The organism is Pseudomonas sp. TAE6080 (assembly GCF_018732265.1).
Classification (GTDB): Bacteria; Pseudomonadota; Gammaproteobacteria; order Pseudomonadales; family Pseudomonadaceae; genus Aquipseudomonas; species Aquipseudomonas brenneri.
This window is the reverse complement of record NZ_JAHIDY010000002.1, coordinates 148441-166814: the sequence shown is the minus strand read 5'-3', so window position 1 is coordinate 166814 and position 18374 is coordinate 148441. Positions and strand designations below refer to the sequence as shown.

Sequence of the window (18374 nt, the reverse complement as noted above, 5' to 3'; positions counted from 1 at the left end):
TACGTGGTCGCGCCGCTGTTCCAGGGTGCCAGCCTGACCAAGGACGACGCCCTGAGCCCGGCCTGGATGCAGGATGCCGGCAAGCCGTTGCTGATCTCGCTGGAAGAGCAGAACCAGGTCGCCATGCGGGTTTCCGACAAAGGCCAGGCATTGTTCTTCACGGTTGATACCGGCGCTGAACTCAAGCGTGTCGACCTGGCCCTGCCCGCCGGCGCCAGCGTGGTGTCCATCGGTGAAGATCAGCCGGGCAGCCCGTTGGTGATCCTCGGTCTGTCCAATGGCCAGTCCCTGGTGTTCCGCCACTCCTATAAAGTGACCTACCCAGACGGCAAGAAGACCATCTCGCCCGAGATCGAATATCCGTACGGCGAAACGCCGATGGTGCTCGATGAGGCCGGTCGCCCGTTGGAACACGTTGCCCTCAACGCCACTGACACCTCGCTGATCATTGCCGGCTCCGCAGGCTCGCATCTGAACGTGCTGTCGGTGAGCCGCGAAGAAAACATGATGACCGGCGAAGTGGTCAGCGAGCAGAAGCGCATCGAACTGCCACAAATGACTGAGCCGGTGAAAGCGATTTTCGTCGATCCGCGCCAGCAATGGCTGTACGTGATCAATGGTCGTGCCCTGGCCGATGTGTTCAGCCTGCGGGACAACAGCCTCAACGGTCGCTACAAATTGTTGGAAGATGGCAACGCCGAAATCACCGCCAGCACCCAGTTGGTGGGCGGTATCTCGCTGATCGTCGGTAGCTCCAAGGGTGGCCTGGCCCAGTGGTTCATGGCCCGCGACCCGGATGGCGAGCAACGTTTCAAGCAGATCCGCACCTTCCAGATGGGCACCACGCCTATTGTTGAAATCACCGCCGAAGAGCGTCGCAAAGGCTTCGTCGCCCTCGATGCCTCCGGCAAGTTCGGTGTGTTCCACAGCACCGCGCACCGTACCTTGCTGGTGGATCCGGTGGTCGAAGGCCAGGGCATCTTCGGCATGTCGCCACGGGCCAACCGTGTGATCGTCGAAGCCGGCGGCAAGCTGCAGCCGTTGGCGCTGGACAACCCGCACCCGGAAGTGTCCTGGAGCGCGTTGTGGAGCAAGGTCTGGTACGAAAACTACGACGAGCCTAAATACGTCTGGCAATCGACCGCCGCCAACAGCGACTTCGAACCCAAAATGAGCCTGGCGCCACTGACCTTCGGTACGCTCAAGGCCGCGTTCTACGCCATGCTGCTGGCCGCACCCCTGGCCATTGCCGCGGCTATCTACACCGCCTACTTCATGGCTCCGAGCCTGCGCCGCAAGGTCAAGCCGGTGATCGAGTTGATGGAAGCGATGCCGACGGTGATCCTCGGTTTCTTCGCTGGCTTGTTCCTGGCGCCGTATGTCGAAGGGCACTTGCCGGGGATTTTCAGCCTGCTGATGTTGATGCCGATTGGCATCCTGGTGGCTGGTTTTACCTTCAGCCGTCTGCCTGAGTCGATCCGCCTGCGGGTGCCGGATGGCTGGGAAAGCGCAATGCTGATCCCGGTGATCCTGTTTGTGGGCTGGCTCTCGCTGTACATGAGCCCGTACCTGGAAACCTGGTTCTTTGGCGGCGACATGCGCATGTGGATCTCCCACGACCTGGGCATCACCTACGACCAGCGCAACGCCCTGGTAGTCGGCCTGGCCATGGGTTTTGCGGTGATCCCGAACATCTACTCCATCGCCGAAGACGCCGTGTTCAGCGTGCCACGCGGCCTGACCCTGGGCTCGCTGGCCCTGGGCGCCACGCCATGGCAGACCATGACACGCGTGGTGTTGCTCACCGCCAGCCCGGGGATTTTCTCGGCGCTGATGATCGGCATGGGCCGTGCGGTCGGGGAAACCATGATCGTGTTGATGGCCACCGGTAACACCCCGGTCATGGAAATGAACCTGTTCGAAGGCCTGCGAACGCTCGCCGCCAACGTCGCGGTGGAAATGCCCGAGTCGGAAGTGGGCGGCAGTCACTACCGGGTGCTGTTCCTCTCGGCACTGGTGCTGCTGCTGTTCACCTTCGTCATGAACACCCTCGCCGAGCTGATCCGTCAGCGTCTGCGCAAGAAATACTCGTCGCTTTAAGAAAGGTAGAAGTCTGTGAAACAGAACTCCCTGAATGGATGGTTCAAGAGCGGCGCCCCCGGCGTCTGGATCAGCGGTGGCGCGGTGGCCATCGCGGTCATCATGACCATTGGCCTGCTGGCTGTGATCGCCGTGCGCGGCTTGGGTCACTTCTGGCCGGCCGACCTGATCCAGGCCAACTACAACGTGCCGGGCCAGGCCAACCACATCGTCATCGGCGAAGTGGTGCAGAAAGAACAAGTGCCACGCGAGCGCCTGAAAAGCGCAGGCTTGCCGGTGCCGGACGAAGGTCCGGAGTTCATGACCCGTGAGCTGATCAAGGTCGGCAACCGCGATTTGAACGGCAACGACTTCACCTGGATCGTCGGCGAGTGGCTGACCGACCAGACCACGCCTGTCGAGTTGATGGCTATCGAGCGTCGTGAGTGGGGCAACTTCTACGGCACCCTGGTCAACGTCAAGCAAGACGGCAAGGTGATCGCTGAAGGCCAGGCTGCATGGCCCGAGCTGCAAGCGCGGGTTGACCGGGTGAACCAGTTGGCCGCTGATCTCAAGAGCCTTGAGAAGAGCGACATCGGTGCGATCAACGCAGGTCTTGAGCGTATCCGCCTGCACGGTCGCAAACTGGAACTCAGCGGCAAGCTCGACGCCGCCGCCCAGGCCGACATGGATGCCGATCGCGCTGAACTGAATGCGCGTTACCAGGCCGTGGAAGCGCGCCTGACCGACCTGCATGCCCAGTTCAACCGCGACAGCCTGACGGCCCGCGATGCCAACGGCAAAGAGCTTGAAATCAATATCGGCCACGTGGTGCACGCCTACCAGCCGAACGCCATGGGTACCCTGACCAAGATGGGGTTCTATGTCAGCAAGGTCTGGGAGTTCTTGAGTGACGACCCACGGGAAGCCAACACTGAAGGCGGGATCTTCCCGGCGATCTTCGGCACCGTGATGATGACCCTGATCATGGCGATGATCGTGACCCCGTTCGGCGTGCTGGCGGCGGTCTACCTGCGTGAATACGCCAAGCAGAACACCTTGACCCGCATCATCCGCATCGCGGTGAACAACCTGGCGGGCGTTCCGGCGATTGTCTACGGTGTGTTCGGCCTGGGCTTCTTCGTCTACGTGCTGGGTGGCTCGGTGGACCGGTTGTTCTTCCCCGAAGCCCTGCCGGCGCCGACCTTCGGTACACCGGGCCTGTTGTGGGCCTCGTTGACCCTGGCGCTGCTGGCGGTACCGGTGGTGATCGTGGCCACCGAAGAAGGCCTGGCGCGGATCCCTCGCACCGTGCGTGAAGGTTCCCTGGCACTGGGTGCGACCAAGGCGGAAACGCTGTGGAAAATCGTCCTGCCCATGGCCAGCCCGGCGATGATGACCGGCATGATCCTCGCCGTGGCCCGCGCCGCTGGTGAAGTGGCACCGCTGATGCTGGTGGGTGTGGTGAAGCTGGCACCGTCGCTGCCCCTGGACGGCAACTACCCGTACTTGCACCTGGACCAGAAGATCATGCACCTGGGCTTCCATATCTACGACGTCGGCTTCCAGAGCCCCAACGTTGAAGCGGCACGTCCGCTGGTGTACGCCACCGCGTTCCTGCTGGTGCTGGTGATCGCCACGCTGAACCTGTCGGCGGTATGGATTCGTAACCACCTGCGCGAGAAGTACAAGGCGTTGGATAGCTGATTGAATTGAACGCGGACCCAATGTGGGAGCGGGCTTGCTCGCGAATGCGGTGTATCAGTAACAGATGGGTCGACTGACCTGACGCTTTCGCGAGCAAGCCCGCTCCCACAGGGAACCGGGTTGGAAACAGATTTGAGGTAAACCGCAAGGCCCACTATGAAGCCGCGGTTCAACGAAACGAATTGGTAGCACAGGGAGCATCCCATGCAACATGAAACCCATTCCCACGGCATCAACATGTCAGCCCTGGGTCGCGACAAGCAAAGCCTGAGCCTGGCCGAAGAAACCGTAGCCATCGAAGTCCCGGGCCTGAGCCTGTACTACGGTGAGAAGCAGGCGTTGTTCGACGTCAGCATGAACATCCCCAAGCAACGCGTGACCGCCTTTATCGGCCCGTCGGGCTGCGGCAAGTCCACGCTGCTGCGTACCTTCAACCGCATGAACGACCTGGTGGACGGTTGCCGGGTGGAGGGTGCAATCAACCTCTACGGCAGCAACATCTACCGCAAGGGCGAAGACGTGGCCGAGCTGCGTCGCCGTGTGGGCATGGTGTTCCAGAAGCCCAACCCGTTCCCCAAGACCATCTACGAAAACGTGGTCTACGGCCTGCGCATCCAGGGCATCAACAAAAAGCGCATCCTCGACGAAGCCGTCGAGTGGGCCCTTAAAGGCGCGGCGCTGTGGGACGAGGTCAAGGACCGCCTGCACGAATCGGCCCTCGGCCTGTCCGGCGGCCAACAGCAGCGTCTGGTGATTGCCCGTACCATCGCCGTAGAGCCGGAAGTGCTGCTGCTCGATGAACCGTGCTCGGCACTCGACCCGATTTCGACGCTGAAAGTCGAAGAGCTGATCTACGAGCTCAAGTCCAAGTTCACCATCGTCATCGTGACCCACAACATGCAACAGGCGGCACGGGTTTCGGACTACACCGCGTTCATGTACATGGGCAAACTGGTGGAATTCGGCGATACCGATACCCTGTTCACCAATCCGGCGAAGAAGCAGACCGAAGACTACATCACCGGTCGCTATGGCTAGGAAGCTGTGGTTCTGATTGCACTGACGCTGCGGTTCTCCGCACCTTACCGGACGCTCCAAGGACGCCAACATGATTAGCAAAGAAGGCCTTACCCACCACATCTCCGCGCAGTTCAACGCCGAGCTTGAGGAAGTGCGCAGCCACCTCCTGGCCATGGGCGGGCTGGTGGAGAAGCAAGTCAACGATGCAGTGACCGCGCTGATCGAGGCTGACTCGGGCCTTGCCCAGCAAGTGCGCGAGATCGATGACCAGATCAACCAGATGGAACGCAATATCGACGAGGAATGCCTGCGCATCCTCGCCCGTCGCCAGCCGGCGGCTTCCGACTTGCGTTTGATTATCAGCATCTCCAAGTCGGTGATCGATCTGGAGCGTATCGGCGACGAAGCCACCAAGATCGCCCGTCGTGCCATCCAGTTGTGCGAAGAAGGCGAAGCGCCGCGTGGTTACGTCGAAGTGCGCCACATCGGCGACCAGGTGCGCAACATGGTCCGCGATGCGCTGGATGCGTTTGCCCGCTTCGACGCCGACCTGGCGTTGTCGGTGGCCCAGTACGACAAGATCATCGACCGCGAATACAAGACCGCGCTGCGTGAGCTGGCGACCTACATGATGGAAGACCCGCGCTCTATCTCGCGGGTGTTGAGCATCATCTGGGTGCTGCGCTCCCTGGAACGGATCGGCGACCACGCGCGCAATATCTCGGAATTGGTCATTTACCTGGTGCGCGGCACCGACGTACGGCACATGGGCCTCAAGCGCATGAAAGCCGAAGTTGAAGGCACGGCCGATCAAATCCCTAATGTTCCGGACGAATCTGACGATAAGTAAGATTGCCCGAGAAATAAACGCCCGGCCTCTGGTCGGGCGTTTTCGTTTGTGGCGTATGAGTTTTGCGCTGCGGGCAGCCATAAAGTCCCGGCGTGACTGATGAGTTTTTGGCAAAATGCCATCATTGTGAAGCGTTTTGCTTGCCGGGGTTTTGAGAGGATGAAGGGTCGATGAGTAAAGTCAGTGTGTTGGTGGTGGATGACGCCTCGTTTATTCGCGACTTGGTAAAGAAGTGCCTGCGAAACTACTTCCCCGGCATCAAGATTGAAGATGCGGTAAACGGCAAAAAGGCCCAGGCCATCCTGATGCGCGAAACCTTCGACATGGTCTTGTGCGACTGGGAAATGCCGGAAATGTCCGGCCTGGAACTGTTGACCTGGTGCCGCGAGCAGCCGCAGCTCAAGGCCATGCCGTTTGTCATGGTCACCAGCCGTGGCGACAAGGAAAACGTGGTCCAGGCGATCCAGGCCGGGGTCTCCGGCTACGTCAGCAAGCCGTTCACCAACGAGCAGTTGCTGAACAAGGTCAAGCAGGCCCTGAACAAGATCGGTCGCCTCGACGCCTTGCTGGCCAGTGCGCCGACCAAGATGAACTCGGCCTTTGGCAACGATTCCCTCAGCGCCCTGACCGGCGGCAAGCCCGAAGCCGTCAAGCCAGCCCCGGTGGCCGCGCCGAGCAAGGGCCTGCTCAACAGCCCGCCTGTGCAAGCCGCCGCCGCCCCTTCGGCCGCCAGCGGTCGTGGCCAGGGCCAGTTGCGCCTGTCCAGTGGCACCCAGCAATGTGTGATCAAGGCCCTGAGCATCAAGGAGGCGCTGCTGGTGGTGCGCCGTGGCGACGTCCTGCCCCAAGTGCTGGAAAGTGCGGTGCTCGACCTGGAGCAAGGCGAGAACGCCGAAACCGCGCGCCTCAACGGCTACCTGCACGCGATCGTCGCCTACGAACCGCGCCCCGACAGCGACTGGCTGCAACTGACCTTCCGTTTTATCGACCAGGACGCGCAGAAGCTCGACTACATCTCCCGGCTGATCGCCCGGGGTACGGCGCAGAAGCATTTTGTGCCGGGTGCATAACCTGGGCAAAAATGCCGTGGATCGACCAATTGTCTGATTCTCGGCGCCCGTCTTGATTTATATCTGTTTCGATATAATCTCTCGATAGCGCTTCGGTGCTGTCGAGTGCCCGCCATGCCTTGAAACACACCGCTGCTGCTGTTGACTGAATCGTCGATTACGCTTTTTCTTTCCAGGAAAGGAGAAGTGAATGCCCAGGCACAAGGATGTGGTGTTTGTGGGAAGTGCACTCAAGGATCTCAGGTCGTTCCCGATTGAGGCGCGAAGAGCCGCTGGTTTTCAATTGGATCTTTTGCAGCAGGGCGAACAGCCTTTTGACTGCAAGCCGATGAAAACCATTGGGCGCGGGGTCAATGAGATTCGCATCACCGATGAGTCAGGAGCGTTTCGGGTGTTCTATGTGGTCAATCGGCCCGAGGCGGTTTATGTGTTGCATGCGTTTCGCAAAACCACGCAAAAAACTGAAACGCGGGATATCGAACTGGCTCGCGCCAGATTGCAGGAGTTAGGTTAAGCCATGACTGACCAAAAGCTTCATACCGAACGCTTCGCCAGTGTTTGGGACGCCCTGGAAGACGCTCCCCAAGAGGCCGCAAACATGCGTTTGCGCTCAAAGTTGCTGCTGGAATTGTGCAAAGCCATTCGTGGCTGGAAGCTCTCCCAGAAGGGCGCGGCCCAGCGGCTTCATATAAGCCAGCCACGACTCAACGATGTACTCAGTGGCAAGATCGACAAGTTCTCCCTCGATGCCTTGGTCAATCTGTCCGCCGCCGCCGATATGAACGTAGATATTTGCTTCTCGACGCAACCGGCCTGATCCACACAACACTGTCATGAACCCTTGCTAGCCTGCCGTTCGGTCATCCCCGGCAGGTTTATCCCATGCTTGTGCGTTTTATGTTGTTTTGTGGCCTGTGCGCGGTCGCTTCATCGACCCTGGCCATGACCCTCTATCGTTCCACCGATGCCCGTGGCGTGGTGTTTTTCAGCGACCAGAAAACCCCTGGCGCCCAGGCGTTTGTGTTCCAGGAGCGCCGGGTCGTGCCGGTGAAGCGCCAAGTGCTTGATCCCCAGCCGCCGCGCAACCTGCGGCCAGCGCAGTTCCAGCGCTACCCGTTGCCCTGGCGCGGTGGCCCCTTTCGCCTGACCCAGGGGCCTGGCGGCACCTTCAGCCACTCTGACGTCAAGAGCCGCTACGCCATGGATATCGCCATGCCCGAAGGCACGCCGATCATCGCTGCGCGAGGCGGGGTGGTGGTGAAGACCGAGAACAGCCAATCGGGGCGGGGCAGTGACCCGTCGGGCAACTTTGTGCGGGTGCTACACGATGACGGCACCCAGAGTGTGTATCTGCACCTCAAGCTGGGGTCGGTCAGTGTCAGGGAAGGGCAGCGGGTGGCGGTGGGCAGCCCATTGGCGCTGTCGGGCAATACCGGCAACAGCAGTGGGCCACACCTGCACTTTGTGGTGCAGCGCGATACGGGGGCGGGGTGGGTGTCGATTCCGTATGAGTTCACGCAGCCGGTACAGGCGTTGCCCAACTTTGCGTTGGGCACGCGGTAAGGCTTTTGTAGGAGCGAGCTTGCTCGCGAAAAACCTGAGGGCGCTGCCGGGTGTCAGGATCCCAGCGTTATCGTTAGCGTCCTTCGCGAGCAAGCTCGCTCCTACAGGGGGTGTGCCCTAGTCGAGCATCAAGACCTTGGCCAGCACGATTTTCGGGCCTTTCATCTTCTTGATGATGATCCGCAGGCCTTCCACTTCCAGCACTTCTTCCTCTTCCGGCACCCGGTTCAGGGTTTCGTAGATCAAGCCAGCGAGGGTTTCGGCTTCGATGTGATCCAGGTCGATACCCAGCAGGCGTTCGATCTTGAACAGCGGCGTGTCGCCACGTACCAACAGCTTGCCCGGCTGATAGGCGAGGATGCCGCGTTCGGCCTTGCGGTGTTCGTCCTGGATATCGCCCACCAGCACTTCGAGCACGTCTTCCATGGTCAGGTAGCCGATGATGTTGCCGTCGGCTTCTTCAACCAGCGCAAAGTGCGCGCCGCCCTTGCGAAATTGTTCCAGCAGTTGCGATAGCGGCATGTGCCGCGAAACGCGTTCCAGCGGGCGGGTCAGCTCGGCCAGGTTGAACGACTCGGGGATATGGTCCAGGGCTGCCAGTTCCAGCAGCAGATCCTTGATGTGCAGCAGGCCGACAAACTCACCGCGCACGGCGTCGTACACCGGATAGCGGCTGAATTTGTGGCGGCGAAACAGCGCGAGGATTTCCTTGAGTGGCGCGTTGAAGTCCAGCGTCACCAGGTCTTCCCGGGAGTTGGCCCAATCCACCACTTCCAGCTCGCCCATTTCCACGGCCGAGGCCAGTACACGCATGCCCTGGTCGCTCGGGTCCTGGCCACGGCTGGAGTGCAGGATCAGCTTGAGTTCTTCACGGCTGTAATGGTGCTCGTGGTGCGGGCCTGGCTCGCCTTGGCCGGCAATACGCAGGATCGCGTTGGCGCTGGCGTTGAGCAGGTAGATCGCCGGGTACATCGCCCAGTAGAACAGGTACAGCGGCACGGCGGTCCACAGCGACAGCAACTCGGGCTTGCGAATGGCCCAGGACTTGGGGGCCAGCTCACCGACCACGATGTGCAGGTACGAAATCACAAAGAAGGCGGCAAAGAACGACACGCCCTTGATCACTTCAGGCGATTCGACGCCCATCGCGCCCAGCAACGGTTCCAGGATGTGCGCGAAGGCCGGCTCGCCGACCCAGCCCAGGCCCAGGGACGCCAGGGTGATACCCAGTTGGCAGGCCGACAGGTAGGCGTCGAGCTGGCTGTGTACGGTGCGCAGGATCTGCCCGCGCCAGCCATTGGTATGGGCGATCGCCTCGACCCGGGTGGCGCGCAGTTTGACCATGGCAAATTCCGCCGCAACGAAGAAACCGTTGAGCAGTACCAGGATCAGTGCAAAAAGAATCATGCCGAAATCGGCGAAGAGTGTCGCGAGGGTGATACCAGGGGAAGGGTCCATGATGGGGTTTTGCGGGTTCCGTGTATTCAAAAAGGGGTGTTGGCAGTGCCTCAAGGGCGGGCACAAGTCAGGCAATGTAGCGGCTGAAGGGGCGCTTGCCTAGTGGCGGCTGCCGGATGGAACCGTGAACGTACCCTGCATCGGGCTTATGTGGGAGCTGGCTTGCCTGCGATGCAGACGCCTCGGTCTTACAGAAGCACCGAGGTGATGCTATCGCAGGCAAGCCAGCTCCTACATGGGATGGAGGGGATTTTCAGATTAATCCTTCACCGCGATTGCCGGCGAGCGGCTGACCTGTGCTGGCGCAAAGTGGCAGGTAAAGGTACTGCCGTGGCCCAGTACGCTGCTGATTTCCAGGCGGGCCCGATGGCGCAACAGCACATGCTTGACGATCGCCAGGCCCAGCCCGGTGCCGCCGGTGTTGGAGTTGCGGCTGGAGTCGACACGGTAGAAGCGCTCGGTCAGGCGTGGCAAATGCTTGCTGTCGATACCGATCCCCGAATCCTGCACGCTCAGGTGCGCGCCGTGCTGATCGGCCCACCAGCGGATGCGGATCGTGCCTGTGTCCTGGGTGTACTTCACGGCGTTGAACACCAGGTTGGAAAAGGCGCTGCGCAACTCGCCCTCGCTGCCTTTGAGCAGCACCGACGGGTCGGCCTCCAGGGTGATGTGCTGGCCGCGTTCGCCGGACAGGGCCTGGGCATCGTTCTTGATGGTCTGCAGCAGGCTCTGTACGGCCACGGGATGGTTGTCCGAGGGGTAGTCGGTGGCTTCCAGCTTGGCCAGCAGCAGCAGGTCGTTGAGCAGGGTCTGCATGCGCGAGCCCTGTTGCTGCATCTGCTGCAAGGCCCTGCTCCAGCGCGGGTTGACCTCTTCGACGTTGTCCAGCAGCGTCTCCAGGTAGCCGCAGATCACCGTCAGCGGGGTACGCAGCTCATGGGAGACGTTGGCGACGAAATCCTTGCGCATCTGTTCCAGCTGATGGATACGGGTCACGTCGCGCACCAGCATCAAGTGTTCGTTGTTGCCGTAGCGCGTGAGGTACAGCTGGATACGCACCCGGTCGTTGGTGGGCGACGGGATTTCCAGGGCTTCTTCGTAGTTATCCTGTTCGAAGTATTCCTTGAAGCGCGGGTGGCGCACCAGGTTGGTCACCGGCTGGCCGCTGTCCTGGGGCGTCTTGAGGCCCAGCAGAGTCTCGGCGGCGCGGTTCCACCATTCCAGGTTGCCGTCGCTGTCGAGCATGATCACCGCGTCCTTGAGCGCGGCAGTCGACTCCTGGACCCGGTCGATCACCGCTTGCAGGCGGCCACGTACCCGTTGGTCGCGGCGTTGCAGGTGGTAGATGCTGTCGAATACCTCGCCCCACAGGCCATAGCCGTCGGGTGGTGCCTCATCGGGTTTGTGCTGGCGCAGCCACTCGTGCAGGCGCAGCAATTGCTTGAGGGTCCAGCCCAGGTAGAGGCCCAGGCCGATGGCCAGGCTCCAGCCGTAGTAGCCGCTGATCAGGCCGACCAACAGGCAGCCGGTGACCAGCAGGAGCATGTGGCGGATCAGGGTGCCATGCCAGTTTTGGTTCAAGTTGCGTCCTTCGGAGCAGTTTCAAGTTTTAAGCCGCAAGCTCCAAGTTAAAGCGATCCTGCTTTTAACTTGCCGCATGTGGCTGATTGCTTGTAGCTCAACCTTTGGTTGAAAACCTATAACCGGTACCGCGCACGGTTTGTACCAGATTCTCGTAGGCATCGCCCAAGGCTTTGCGCAGGCGGCGGATATGCACGTCAACGGTGCGCTCCTCGACATACACGTTGCCGCCCCACACTTGGTCGAGCAATTGCCCACGGGTGTAGGCGCGTTCCTGGTGGGTCATGAAGAACTGCAACAGGCGGTATTCGGTGGGCCCCATCTCGGCCGGCTTGCCATCGATGGTCACGCGGTGGCTGATCGGGTCCAGCAGCAGGCCGCCGACTTCAATCGGCGCCTCGCCATCGGTCGGACCGGCGCGGCGCAGTACGGCCTTCAGACGTGCGACCAGTTCCCGTGGGGAAAATGGCTTGGTGATGTAGTCATCGGCACCGACTTCCAGGCCTTGGATCTTGTTGTCCTCTTCGCCCTTGGCGGTAAGCATGATGATCGGGATATCCCCGGTCAGCTCATCGCGCTTGAGACGCCGGGCCAATTCGATGCCGGAGGTGCCGGGCAGCATCCAGTCCAGCAGGATCAGGTCCGGCTTGCGGTCGACGATAATGGCGTGGGCCTGCTGGGAGTTCTCTGCCTCCAGGCAGTCATAGCCGGCCATTTCCAACGCAACGGCGATCATTTCGCGAATGGGCGCTTCGTCGTCAACGATCAGAATGCTCCTGCCAACCATGCTAAGTCCTCTTGTCATTTAACTGTCTTGCGCCGCATTAGATAACGGAATTATTGCAGTCGTGTGACAGTATTTTACTGGCCTGCGCAATCGGCCTGGTCCTGAACTACGCTTTGAGTCCGAATCCTGACAACCGCAAAAGGAAGGTTCCGATGACTCAACGTACTTTTTCCTGGAAAGCCCTGCTGGTCACGGCGGCGCTGACGCTGCCGACACTGGCATTTGCGGCAGAGCCAGCCATGACTAAAGACGGGATGTTGGTAGATCACAAGGGCATGACGCTCTATACCTTCGCCAAGGATGCTGACGGCAAATCCATGTGCAATGACAAGTGCGCGACCAACTGGCCGCCGTTGAAGGCCGAGTCCACCGATAAGTCGATGGGCGAATGGACCGTCATCACCCGTGACGACAACACCAGCCAATGGGCCTACGACGGCAAGCCCTTGTACACCTTCATTGCCGACAAGAAGGCCGGCGATGCGACCGGCGACGGCAAAATGGATGGCGCCTGGAAGATCGCCAAGCCCTGACACCCCCTGTGGGAGCCGGCAAGCCGGCTCCTTATCGAAAGGCGTAGTCCGCCACAATCCCGAGAAAAATCGCCAGTCCCGCCCAATGGTTGTGCAAGAACGCCTTGAAGCACTTCATCCGGTCCCGATCCCGGGTGTACCAGAACTCCCAGGCAAAACACCCCGCCGCTGCCAGCAGGCCCAGGTGGAACCAGCCTCCCAGCTCAAAGCGCGAGCCTGCCAGCAGCAGGCAAAGTAGCGCCAGCCCCTGCAAGGTGAGGATGATGATGCGGTCGGCATCGCCAAACAGAATGGCGGTGGATTTGACGCCGATTTTCAAATCGTCATCGCGGTCGGTCATCGCGTAATACGTGTCGTAGGCCACCGTCCACAGCAGATTGGCGATGTACAGCAACCACGCAATGGCCGGCAGGCTGCCGGTCTCGGCGGTGAACGCCATGGGCATGCCCCAGGAAAACGCCGCGCCCAGCACCACTTGCGGGTAATAGGTGTAGCGCTTCATGAACGGGTAGCTGACAGCCAGGGCCAGACCGCCCAGCGACAGCCAGATGGTGGCGGCGTTGGTCAGCAGCACCAGCAGGAAGCTGATGCTCATCAGCACTGCAAAGAACACCAGCGCTTCCTTGGAGCTGATCTTGCCGCTCGCCAACGGACGTTGCGCCGTGCGCTTCACGTGGCCGTCGACCTTGCGGTCAGCCCAGTCATTGATCACACAACCGGCGGCCCGGGTCAGCGTCACGCCAAGGACAAAAATCACGATATTGCTCAGCGACGGCGAGCCCTTGCCGGCAATCCACAGGGCCCACAGGGTGGGCCACAGCAGCAGGTAGATGCCGATGGGCTTGTCCATCCGCGTCAGTTGAACGAAGTCCCAGGCCCGTGGGTTCAGGCGGTTCAAAGATTGGAGCAGGCGCTGGTACATCAGCAATTCTCCGCAGATTCGTGCACCGCTTGCCACAGGCTTGGCAGGAAGACTTCCGCTACCAACACGCTCAACGCGCCGCGATCAAAGCGCGAGCGCCGGGCCCACAAACCGTTGGTCTGATCTGCCGTCGGCAGCCAGGCACGTGGGTAGTGGCAAACCTCAATAGCCTGGCGGGCGAAGGCCTGGTCACAAAACAGCAGTTCACCCAACGAGCGACTGCCCAACTCATCCATATGCAGACCGTCGCCCTGCAACGCACTGCGCGCCGCCACGCTGCGGGCGAATACCCAGGCCTGGCCGTGACCGCGCAAATACACCTCGCGCACCCAGCCAATACTGGCCGCTGGCAGGTCGAGGGCGGCGCATTCGTCGTCGCGCAGGGGCTGCCAGCCTTCGAACAGTGGCGTGACACTGAAGCCATCGTTGGACAGGTGCGTCAGGCGGCGAGTCAGCGAGCCCTCATCGAACAGCCAGTCGAGGGCAGGGGGGGCGGGCAGAGGGTGCAGAAGGCTCTGGTTCAGCCATTGGCAGGCATCGGGAACGGCAATCGAATGCGGCACGGGGAGTCATTATTGGCAGTTAATGAGGCGTCGAGCTTACCATGCTCACCCGAATTTTTGCCGGGCTGCGCCGGGACATTGGGTCGAACGTGCTTGCATCTGGGCGCCCCGATCAGTACAAAACGCCCTGAGCCGGACGGCAATGCTGGATCTATCGACTGTCGGCCAGTAAGCCTGGACCCTGAGGAAGCAAGTAATGAAGAAGTGGCAATGTGTAGTCTGCGGCCTGATCTACAACGAAGCAGACGGTTGGCCGGATGATGGGATCGCCCCAGGCACCCTGTGGCAGGACGTCCCACAAGACTGGCTGTGCCCGGACTGCGGCGTCGGCAAAATGGATTTCGAAATGATCGAAATCGGTTGATTCGCTGAATTTAAGAAACGAACTACAAGGAGAAAGGAATGAGCGCACCTGTCGTGATCATCGGTACGGGCTTGGCCGGTTACAACCTGGCTCGGGAGTTTCGCAAGCTCGACAGCGAAACCCCGCTGTTGCTGATCACGGCAGATGACGGGCGTTCCTACTCCAAACCCATGCTCTCCACCGGTTTTGGCAAAAACAAGGATGCCGATGGCCTGAGCATGGCGACCCCGGGCGCCATGGCCGAGCAACTGAAGGCGCAAGTGCGCACCCATACCCGAATCAGCGGGATCGACCCTGGCCACAAGCGCCTGTGGATCGGCGAGGAGGCGGTGGCCTACCGCGACCTGATCCTGGCCTGGGGAGCCCAGACCGTGCAGGTACCGGTCGAGGGCGATGCCGCTGAACTGATTTTCCCGATCAACGACCTGGAAGACTACGCACGCTTTCGCCACGCCGCCGCCGGCAAGCGCCGCGTGCTGCTGTTGGGCGCGGGCCTGATCGGCTGTGAATTTGCCAACGACCTGATCCTCGGCGGCTATGCAATCGACTTGGTGGCACCGTGCGAGCAAGTCATGCCGACCCTGCTGCACCCGGCTGCGGCTGCAGCGGTGCAGGCCGGGCTCGAAGGCCTCGGTGCGCGCTTCCACCTGGGGCCGGTACTCAACCGCCTGCAACGCACGGCTGACGGCCTGGAAGCCCATCTGTCCGATGGCACGGTGATCGAATGCGACCTGGTGGTCTCCGCCATCGGCTTGCGCCCCCGGGTGGACCTGGCGGCTGCGGCTGGCCTGCAAATCAACCGTGGGATCATGGTCGACCGCCACCTCAAGACCTCCCACGCCAATATCTACGCCCTGGGCGACTGCGCCGAGGTCGATGGCCTGAACCTGCTGTACGTCATGCCCCTGATGAGCTGCGCCCGCGCCCTGGCCCAGACCCTGGCGGGCAACGCCACGGCGGTCAACTACGGGCCGATGCCGGTCACGGTGAAAACCCCGGCCTGCCCGCTAGTGGTCTCGCCACCGCCACGGGGCCCTGAAGGCGTGTGGAGCGTCGAAGGGCAGGGTGGTGACATCAAGGCTTTGTGTCGCGATTCCTCCGGGCGCCTGCTGGGCTATGCCCTGACCGGCACGGCGGTCATGGAAAAACTGGCCCTGAATAAGGAACTTCCGCCACTGCTGGCGTAAATGCTGGTCGTTCTGTCGGAATAACCACCTTTTTCCCCCTAGAAAGGTCGCCGTGAGACTGGCGCAGGCACCAATGGCATGCCATCCTCACTCCCGTCTGCCGCAGAGTAGAGCCTGCGGCGCCTTGGCGCTGCTCCAGCAGAGAGCAGCACGGACATAACAACAAAAAACCGTCAAAGAGGCTTCACCTATGCGTAAACCAGAACTCGCAGCCGCCATTGCAGAAAAAGCAGACCTGACCAAAGAACAGGCCAACCGCGTCCTCAACGCCGTACTTGAAGAAATCACCGGCGCCTTGCACCGCAAGGACAGCGTCACCCTGGTTGGTTTCGGCACCTTCCTGCAACGCCACCGTGGCGCCCGCACCGGCAAGAACCCGCAAACCGGCGAGCCGGTGAAAATCAAGGCGAGCAACACCGTGGCGTTCAAACCGGGCAAGTCGCTCAAAGACAGCGTCAACCCGTAAGCGCGGCACCGTCTCGAAGGGAGGCGGGGTGGTATGAAAAATGGGCACGCCGACTGGGTCGGGTGCCCATTTTTATTGGGGCCGGTTCTTGGGCGATGAAGGTAATCCGTGTCTCTTTTCTAGGTCGCCAAGTCGCCCAGGCGGGCTTCAAGCGCTTCTATTTGCATTCTCACGCTTTCAATCACGCTAGGGGAATGACCCCACATATCCAGAAAGCCCCAGCTCTCATCAGGGGGATTTATCATGTTGGACAAGATCGATATGGCTTTCACCAGCAGTGGTTTGAGGGCCTCCTGATGTGCAGACGGCCATACATAGGCGATCCCCAGGGTTTGTAAAAGATAGCTGGCGGCCCTGACACTGTCGTAACGTTCTTCGTTGGGATCAAAGTCATTGATTTCATCAATCAGAACAGCGAAATCATGGTTCTCCCAAAAACTGTGAAACCAGTCTGCGGCTTCATCGTTGGCCCACGGTTGTACATTCCAGTCGCCCATTGTTTGCTCCTTATCTGCACTTGCCAAATCTGGATGGTTTGGACTTCTCACTCTTGACCCATGCGGGGTCTTTAAACGAATCTCGCGTGCCCGGAGGGGCCTTAATGTTTGACGTAGTTCCACCATCTACGCTTCTTCCACCGTTTCGTACGATCTCGCTGGCTTCCACCTTATAAATATCCGCATCAGAAGATCCATTCATACTGTGTACTTGCACAGATCCGATTTTGTTCGCCGGCAATTTACCTGACTGTACATGTTGTCCGAGTCTTGCCGAGAAATCCTGATTGGTAGTGGAGCCGACATACAGGTTTCCGTTTTTGTCGGTAAAGCGGTAAACGCCTATGGATTTAGCATCGCTCCCCAATACGTCCAGAAGTGCCGCGTTGAGGCCTAACGGATCGATCCATGTCAGCGGATTCAAGGCATAGGTGTAAGTATTCAAGCCGCCCGCCAACCCAATGGGGTCTGGCGTCGTGAACCTGCCAACATCCGGATCGTAATACCTGCGCAAATTGAAATGCAGCCCCGTCTCCCGATCCAGGTACTGCCCTTGGAACCTCAGGTTCTGCTCTTCAATAAAGTAAGGCTCCCGCACCTCCTCCACGGTATTGCCCCACACCCGATAAGTCGCCTGCCACAGGGTGTGCCCATCAGCCTCGGTCAGTTGCTCCGGCAAGCCATTGAGGTCGTTATGGTAATAACGAATTTTTTGCAACCCCCCGATACCGTCAACGCGGGCCAGGGGTTGGTAGCCTTCGTCTTCATAGAGGTAAAGGCTGGTCTGGCTGTGCTTATGCTCCTGTAACAGACGCAAGCCGTCCCACATGAATTGGGTTTCGCTTAGCGGATAACCATTGCTGCCGTGTTCGGTCTTGCCGATGCGTCGGCCCAGTGGGTCGTAGGCCATCCGCACCACGCTGCCGCCTTCATTGCGCACTTCGATCAGCCGGCTTTCGGCGTCGTACGCAAAGTGTTGTACGCCACGGGCGCCGCTGCGTTTTTCGATCATTCGGCCAAAGGCATCGTAGCGGTAGCGTTTGTCCTGATAGGTCAGCAGTTTGTTGTGTACCACCAGCCCGGCCCCGGATTGTGGGCCGTCCAGCAGGTTTGCCGCCGCGTCGTAGGCGAAGGTCTCGCGCTGGCCGTGCAGGCTGTCTTGGCTGGCGATGATGCGGCCGGTGGCGTCGTAGTGCAGGAGTTGGCGATGTTGCGCGCTGGGCTGTTGATCGAGTTTGCCGATCAGGTTGTCGGCGGGGTCGTATTCAAAGTGCTTTTGCACCGCCGCCGGCATCAACGCCGGCTGGCTGGTGTGACGGCGTTGGCGGGCGCGCAGGCGGCCGCTACGGTCGTATTCGCTACGGGTGCTGAGCTGGCCTTGGGTGCGCAGCACTTCGCGGTGCAGGCGGTCACGCTCGAAGTCGCTGATGACCTGGCCGTCGAGGTTGATCTGATGCAGATGGCCACTGCCGTAGTACAGGCGATTGAGCCAGCGGCCGTCGGGCAGTTGGGTCTGGATCAGGTTGCCGAGTTCGTCGTAGTGGTGCTGCAACTCGCCGGTCGGACTGCGCTCGGCGAGCAATTGGCCAACCGCGTCATAGGCAAAGCTCAAGGCTTGGGCATTGCCCAGCAGGTCGGTGAAGGACACGTCCGTAAGCTGGTCCAATGGATCGCTTCCATAGTCGCCGGGTCCTTGGTAGTCATCTTCGTATAGGCTGACCGAGTTT

The 18374-nt window shown here is 60.5% G+C and carries 18 protein-coding genes and 1 pseudogene; 12 read left to right on the top strand and 7 right to left on the bottom strand.

The genetic code is table 11. From position 1 onward, the window contains the following. Nucleotides 1-66 precede the first annotated feature (66 nt). The 8 genes from KL786_RS03170 to KL786_RS03135 all read left to right on the top strand — a co-directional run bounded on the left by KL786_RS03170 (nt 67) and on the right by KL786_RS03135 (nt 8289). Complete coding sequence (locus tag KL786_RS03170; RefSeq protein ID WP_215516772.1) at nt 67-2100, top strand: ABC transporter permease subunit; 2034 nt, start codon at nt 67-69, stop codon at nt 2098-2100. Nucleotides 2101-2115: 15 nt separating this feature from the next. Beyond that, the gene (pstA, locus tag KL786_RS03165; RefSeq protein ID WP_215516707.1) at nt 2116-3786 is read left to right on the top strand and encodes a phosphate ABC transporter permease PstA; all 1671 of its coding nucleotides are present in this window, start codon (nt 2116-2118) and stop codon (nt 3784-3786) included. Between the two features lie 204 nt (nt 3787-3990). Next, entirely contained in the window at nt 3991-4824 is an 834-nt protein-coding gene (pstB, locus tag KL786_RS03160) for a phosphate ABC transporter ATP-binding protein PstB (protein ID WP_029289934.1), read from the top strand. A gap of 70 nt (nt 4825-4894) precedes the next feature. Then, the gene (phoU, locus tag KL786_RS03155) at nt 4895-5656 is read left to right on the top strand and encodes a phosphate signaling complex protein PhoU (RefSeq protein WP_029289933.1); all 762 of its coding nucleotides are present in this window, start codon (nt 4895-4897) and stop codon (nt 5654-5656) included. 170 nt (nt 5657-5826) lie between these two features. Continuing rightward, nucleotides 5827-6726, top strand: a complete 900-nt coding sequence (locus tag KL786_RS03150; protein WP_215516706.1) for a response regulator — start codon at nt 5827-5829, stop codon at nt 6724-6726. Between the two features lie 190 nt (nt 6727-6916). Beyond that, the gene (locus KL786_RS03145; RefSeq protein WP_154841751.1) at nt 6917-7240 is read left to right on the top strand and encodes a type II toxin-antitoxin system RelE/ParE family toxin; all 324 of its coding nucleotides are present in this window, start codon (nt 6917-6919) and stop codon (nt 7238-7240) included. A 3-nt stretch (nt 7241-7243) separates the two neighbouring features. Next, nucleotides 7244-7543, top strand: coding sequence for a helix-turn-helix domain-containing protein (locus KL786_RS03140; RefSeq protein WP_215516705.1), 300 nt, complete (start codon nt 7244-7246; stop codon nt 7541-7543). Nucleotides 7544-7608: 65 nt separating this feature from the next. After that, nucleotides 7609-8289 carry a M23 family metallopeptidase gene (locus KL786_RS03135; protein ID WP_215516704.1) on the top strand — a complete coding sequence of 227 codons (681 nt, stop codon included), beginning with the start codon at nt 7609-7611 and terminating at the stop codon, nt 8287-8289. Nucleotides 8290-8406: 117 nt separating this feature from the next. On the opposite strand, the gene KL786_RS03130 is transcribed toward KL786_RS03135, so the two are convergent. The 3 genes from KL786_RS03130 to phoB form a co-directional block, all read right to left on the bottom strand. After that, on the bottom strand, nt 8407-9747 hold the full coding sequence (locus tag KL786_RS03130; protein ID WP_032856740.1) for a hemolysin family protein: 1341 nt from the start codon (nt 9745-9747) through the stop codon (nt 8407-8409). A 258-nt stretch (nt 9748-10005) separates the two neighbouring features. Then, a complete protein-coding gene (phoR, locus tag KL786_RS03125) occupies nt 10006-11292 on the bottom strand; it encodes a phosphate regulon sensor histidine kinase PhoR (protein WP_252193580.1) in 1287 nt (428 codons plus the stop codon). Between the two features lie 133 nt (nt 11293-11425). Continuing rightward, nucleotides 11426-12115, bottom strand: a complete 690-nt coding sequence (phoB, locus tag KL786_RS03120; RefSeq protein ID WP_003176964.1) for a phosphate regulon transcriptional regulator PhoB — start codon at nt 12113-12115, stop codon at nt 11426-11428. Between the two features lie 152 nt (nt 12116-12267). Between phoB and KL786_RS03115 the strand changes: the two genes are divergently transcribed. Further along, on the top strand, nt 12268-12648 hold the full coding sequence (locus KL786_RS03115) for a COG4315 family predicted lipoprotein (RefSeq protein WP_215516702.1): 381 nt from the start codon (nt 12268-12270) through the stop codon (nt 12646-12648). A 31-nt stretch (nt 12649-12679) separates the two neighbouring features. On the opposite strand, the gene ubiA is transcribed toward KL786_RS03115, so the two are convergent. Together ubiA and KL786_RS03105 are read right to left on the bottom strand one after the other, a co-directional pair. After that, nucleotides 12680-13570, bottom strand: a complete 891-nt coding sequence (gene ubiA / locus KL786_RS03110) for a 4-hydroxybenzoate octaprenyltransferase (protein ID WP_215516701.1) — start codon at nt 13568-13570, stop codon at nt 12680-12682. Continuing rightward, nucleotides 13570-14133: a chorismate--pyruvate lyase family protein gene (locus tag KL786_RS03105; protein ID WP_215516700.1), complete on the bottom strand. Its 564-nt coding sequence runs from the start codon at nt 14131-14133 to the stop codon at nt 13570-13572. Before KL786_RS03105 ends, ubiA begins: the two co-directional genes overlap by 1 nt. Before the next feature lie 196 nt (nt 14134-14329). Here KL786_RS03105 and KL786_RS03100 point away from each other — a divergent pair, with 196 nt between their 5' ends. From KL786_RS03100 to KL786_RS03090, 3 genes are all read left to right on the top strand, one after another. Next, nucleotides 14330-14497 carry a rubredoxin gene (locus KL786_RS03100; RefSeq protein WP_215516699.1) on the top strand — a complete coding sequence of 56 codons (168 nt, stop codon included), beginning with the start codon at nt 14330-14332 and terminating at the stop codon, nt 14495-14497. 38 nt (nt 14498-14535) lie between these two features. Next, a complete protein-coding gene (locus KL786_RS03095) occupies nt 14536-15684 on the top strand; it encodes an NAD(P)/FAD-dependent oxidoreductase (RefSeq protein ID WP_215516698.1) in 1149 nt (382 codons plus the stop codon). A gap of 190 nt (nt 15685-15874) precedes the next feature. Next, nucleotides 15875-16150, top strand: coding sequence for an HU family DNA-binding protein (locus tag KL786_RS03090; protein ID WP_003213368.1), 276 nt, complete (start codon nt 15875-15877; stop codon nt 16148-16150). A 119-nt stretch (nt 16151-16269) separates the two neighbouring features. Here the strand turns inward: KL786_RS03090 and KL786_RS03085 are convergent, their stop codons facing one another. Both KL786_RS03085 and KL786_RS03080 read right to left on the bottom strand, forming a co-directional pair. Next, a complete protein-coding gene (locus tag KL786_RS03085; protein WP_169990958.1) occupies nt 16270-16647 on the bottom strand; it encodes a hypothetical protein in 378 nt (125 codons plus the stop codon). Between the two features lie 220 nt (nt 16648-16867). Then, nucleotides 16868-18328: pseudogene (locus tag KL786_RS03080) on the bottom strand (RHS repeat-associated core domain-containing protein); the annotation flags it as partial. Nucleotides 18329-18374 lie beyond the last annotated feature (46 nt).

Excerpts from the sequence above, each read along its gene's own strand:
- KL786_RS03090 (WP_003213368.1), top strand. The coding sequence starts at position 15,875 with ATGCGTAAACCAGAACTCGCAGCCGCCATTGCAGAAAAAGCAGACCTG.
- pstB (WP_029289934.1), top strand. The coding sequence starts at position 3,991 with ATGCAACATGAAACCCATTCCCACGGCATCAACATGTCAGCCCTGGGT.
- KL786_RS03085 (WP_169990958.1), bottom strand. The coding sequence starts at position 16,647 with ATGGGCGACTGGAATGTACAACCGTGGGCCAACGATGAAGCCGCAGAC.
- ubiA (WP_215516701.1), bottom strand. The coding sequence starts at position 13,570 with ATGTACCAGCGCCTGCTCCAATCTTTGAACCGCCTGAACCCACGGGCC.
- KL786_RS03170 (WP_215516772.1), top strand. The coding sequence starts at position 67 with ATGCAGGATGCCGGCAAGCCGTTGCTGATCTCGCTGGAAGAGCAGAAC.
- phoU (WP_029289933.1), top strand. The coding sequence starts at position 4,895 with ATGATTAGCAAAGAAGGCCTTACCCACCACATCTCCGCGCAGTTCAAC.
- phoR (WP_252193580.1), bottom strand. The coding sequence starts at position 11,292 with ATGCTCCTGCTGGTCACCGGCTGCCTGTTGGTCGGCCTGATCAGCGGC.
- phoB (WP_003176964.1), bottom strand. The coding sequence starts at position 12,115 with ATGGTTGGCAGGAGCATTCTGATCGTTGACGACGAAGCGCCCATTCGC.
- KL786_RS03140 (WP_215516705.1), top strand. The coding sequence starts at position 7,244 with ATGACTGACCAAAAGCTTCATACCGAACGCTTCGCCAGTGTTTGGGAC.
- KL786_RS03130 (WP_032856740.1), bottom strand. The coding sequence starts at position 9,747 with ATGGACCCTTCCCCTGGTATCACCCTCGCGACACTCTTCGCCGATTTC.
- KL786_RS03145 (WP_154841751.1), top strand. The coding sequence starts at position 6,917 with ATGCCCAGGCACAAGGATGTGGTGTTTGTGGGAAGTGCACTCAAGGAT.
- KL786_RS03150 (WP_215516706.1), top strand. The coding sequence starts at position 5,827 with ATGAGTAAAGTCAGTGTGTTGGTGGTGGATGACGCCTCGTTTATTCGC.
- KL786_RS03135 (WP_215516704.1), top strand. The coding sequence starts at position 7,609 with ATGCTTGTGCGTTTTATGTTGTTTTGTGGCCTGTGCGCGGTCGCTTCA.
- KL786_RS03115 (WP_215516702.1), top strand. The coding sequence starts at position 12,268 with ATGACTCAACGTACTTTTTCCTGGAAAGCCCTGCTGGTCACGGCGGCG.
- KL786_RS03095 (WP_215516698.1), top strand. The coding sequence starts at position 14,536 with ATGAGCGCACCTGTCGTGATCATCGGTACGGGCTTGGCCGGTTACAAC.
- KL786_RS03100 (WP_215516699.1), top strand. The coding sequence starts at position 14,330 with ATGAAGAAGTGGCAATGTGTAGTCTGCGGCCTGATCTACAACGAAGCA.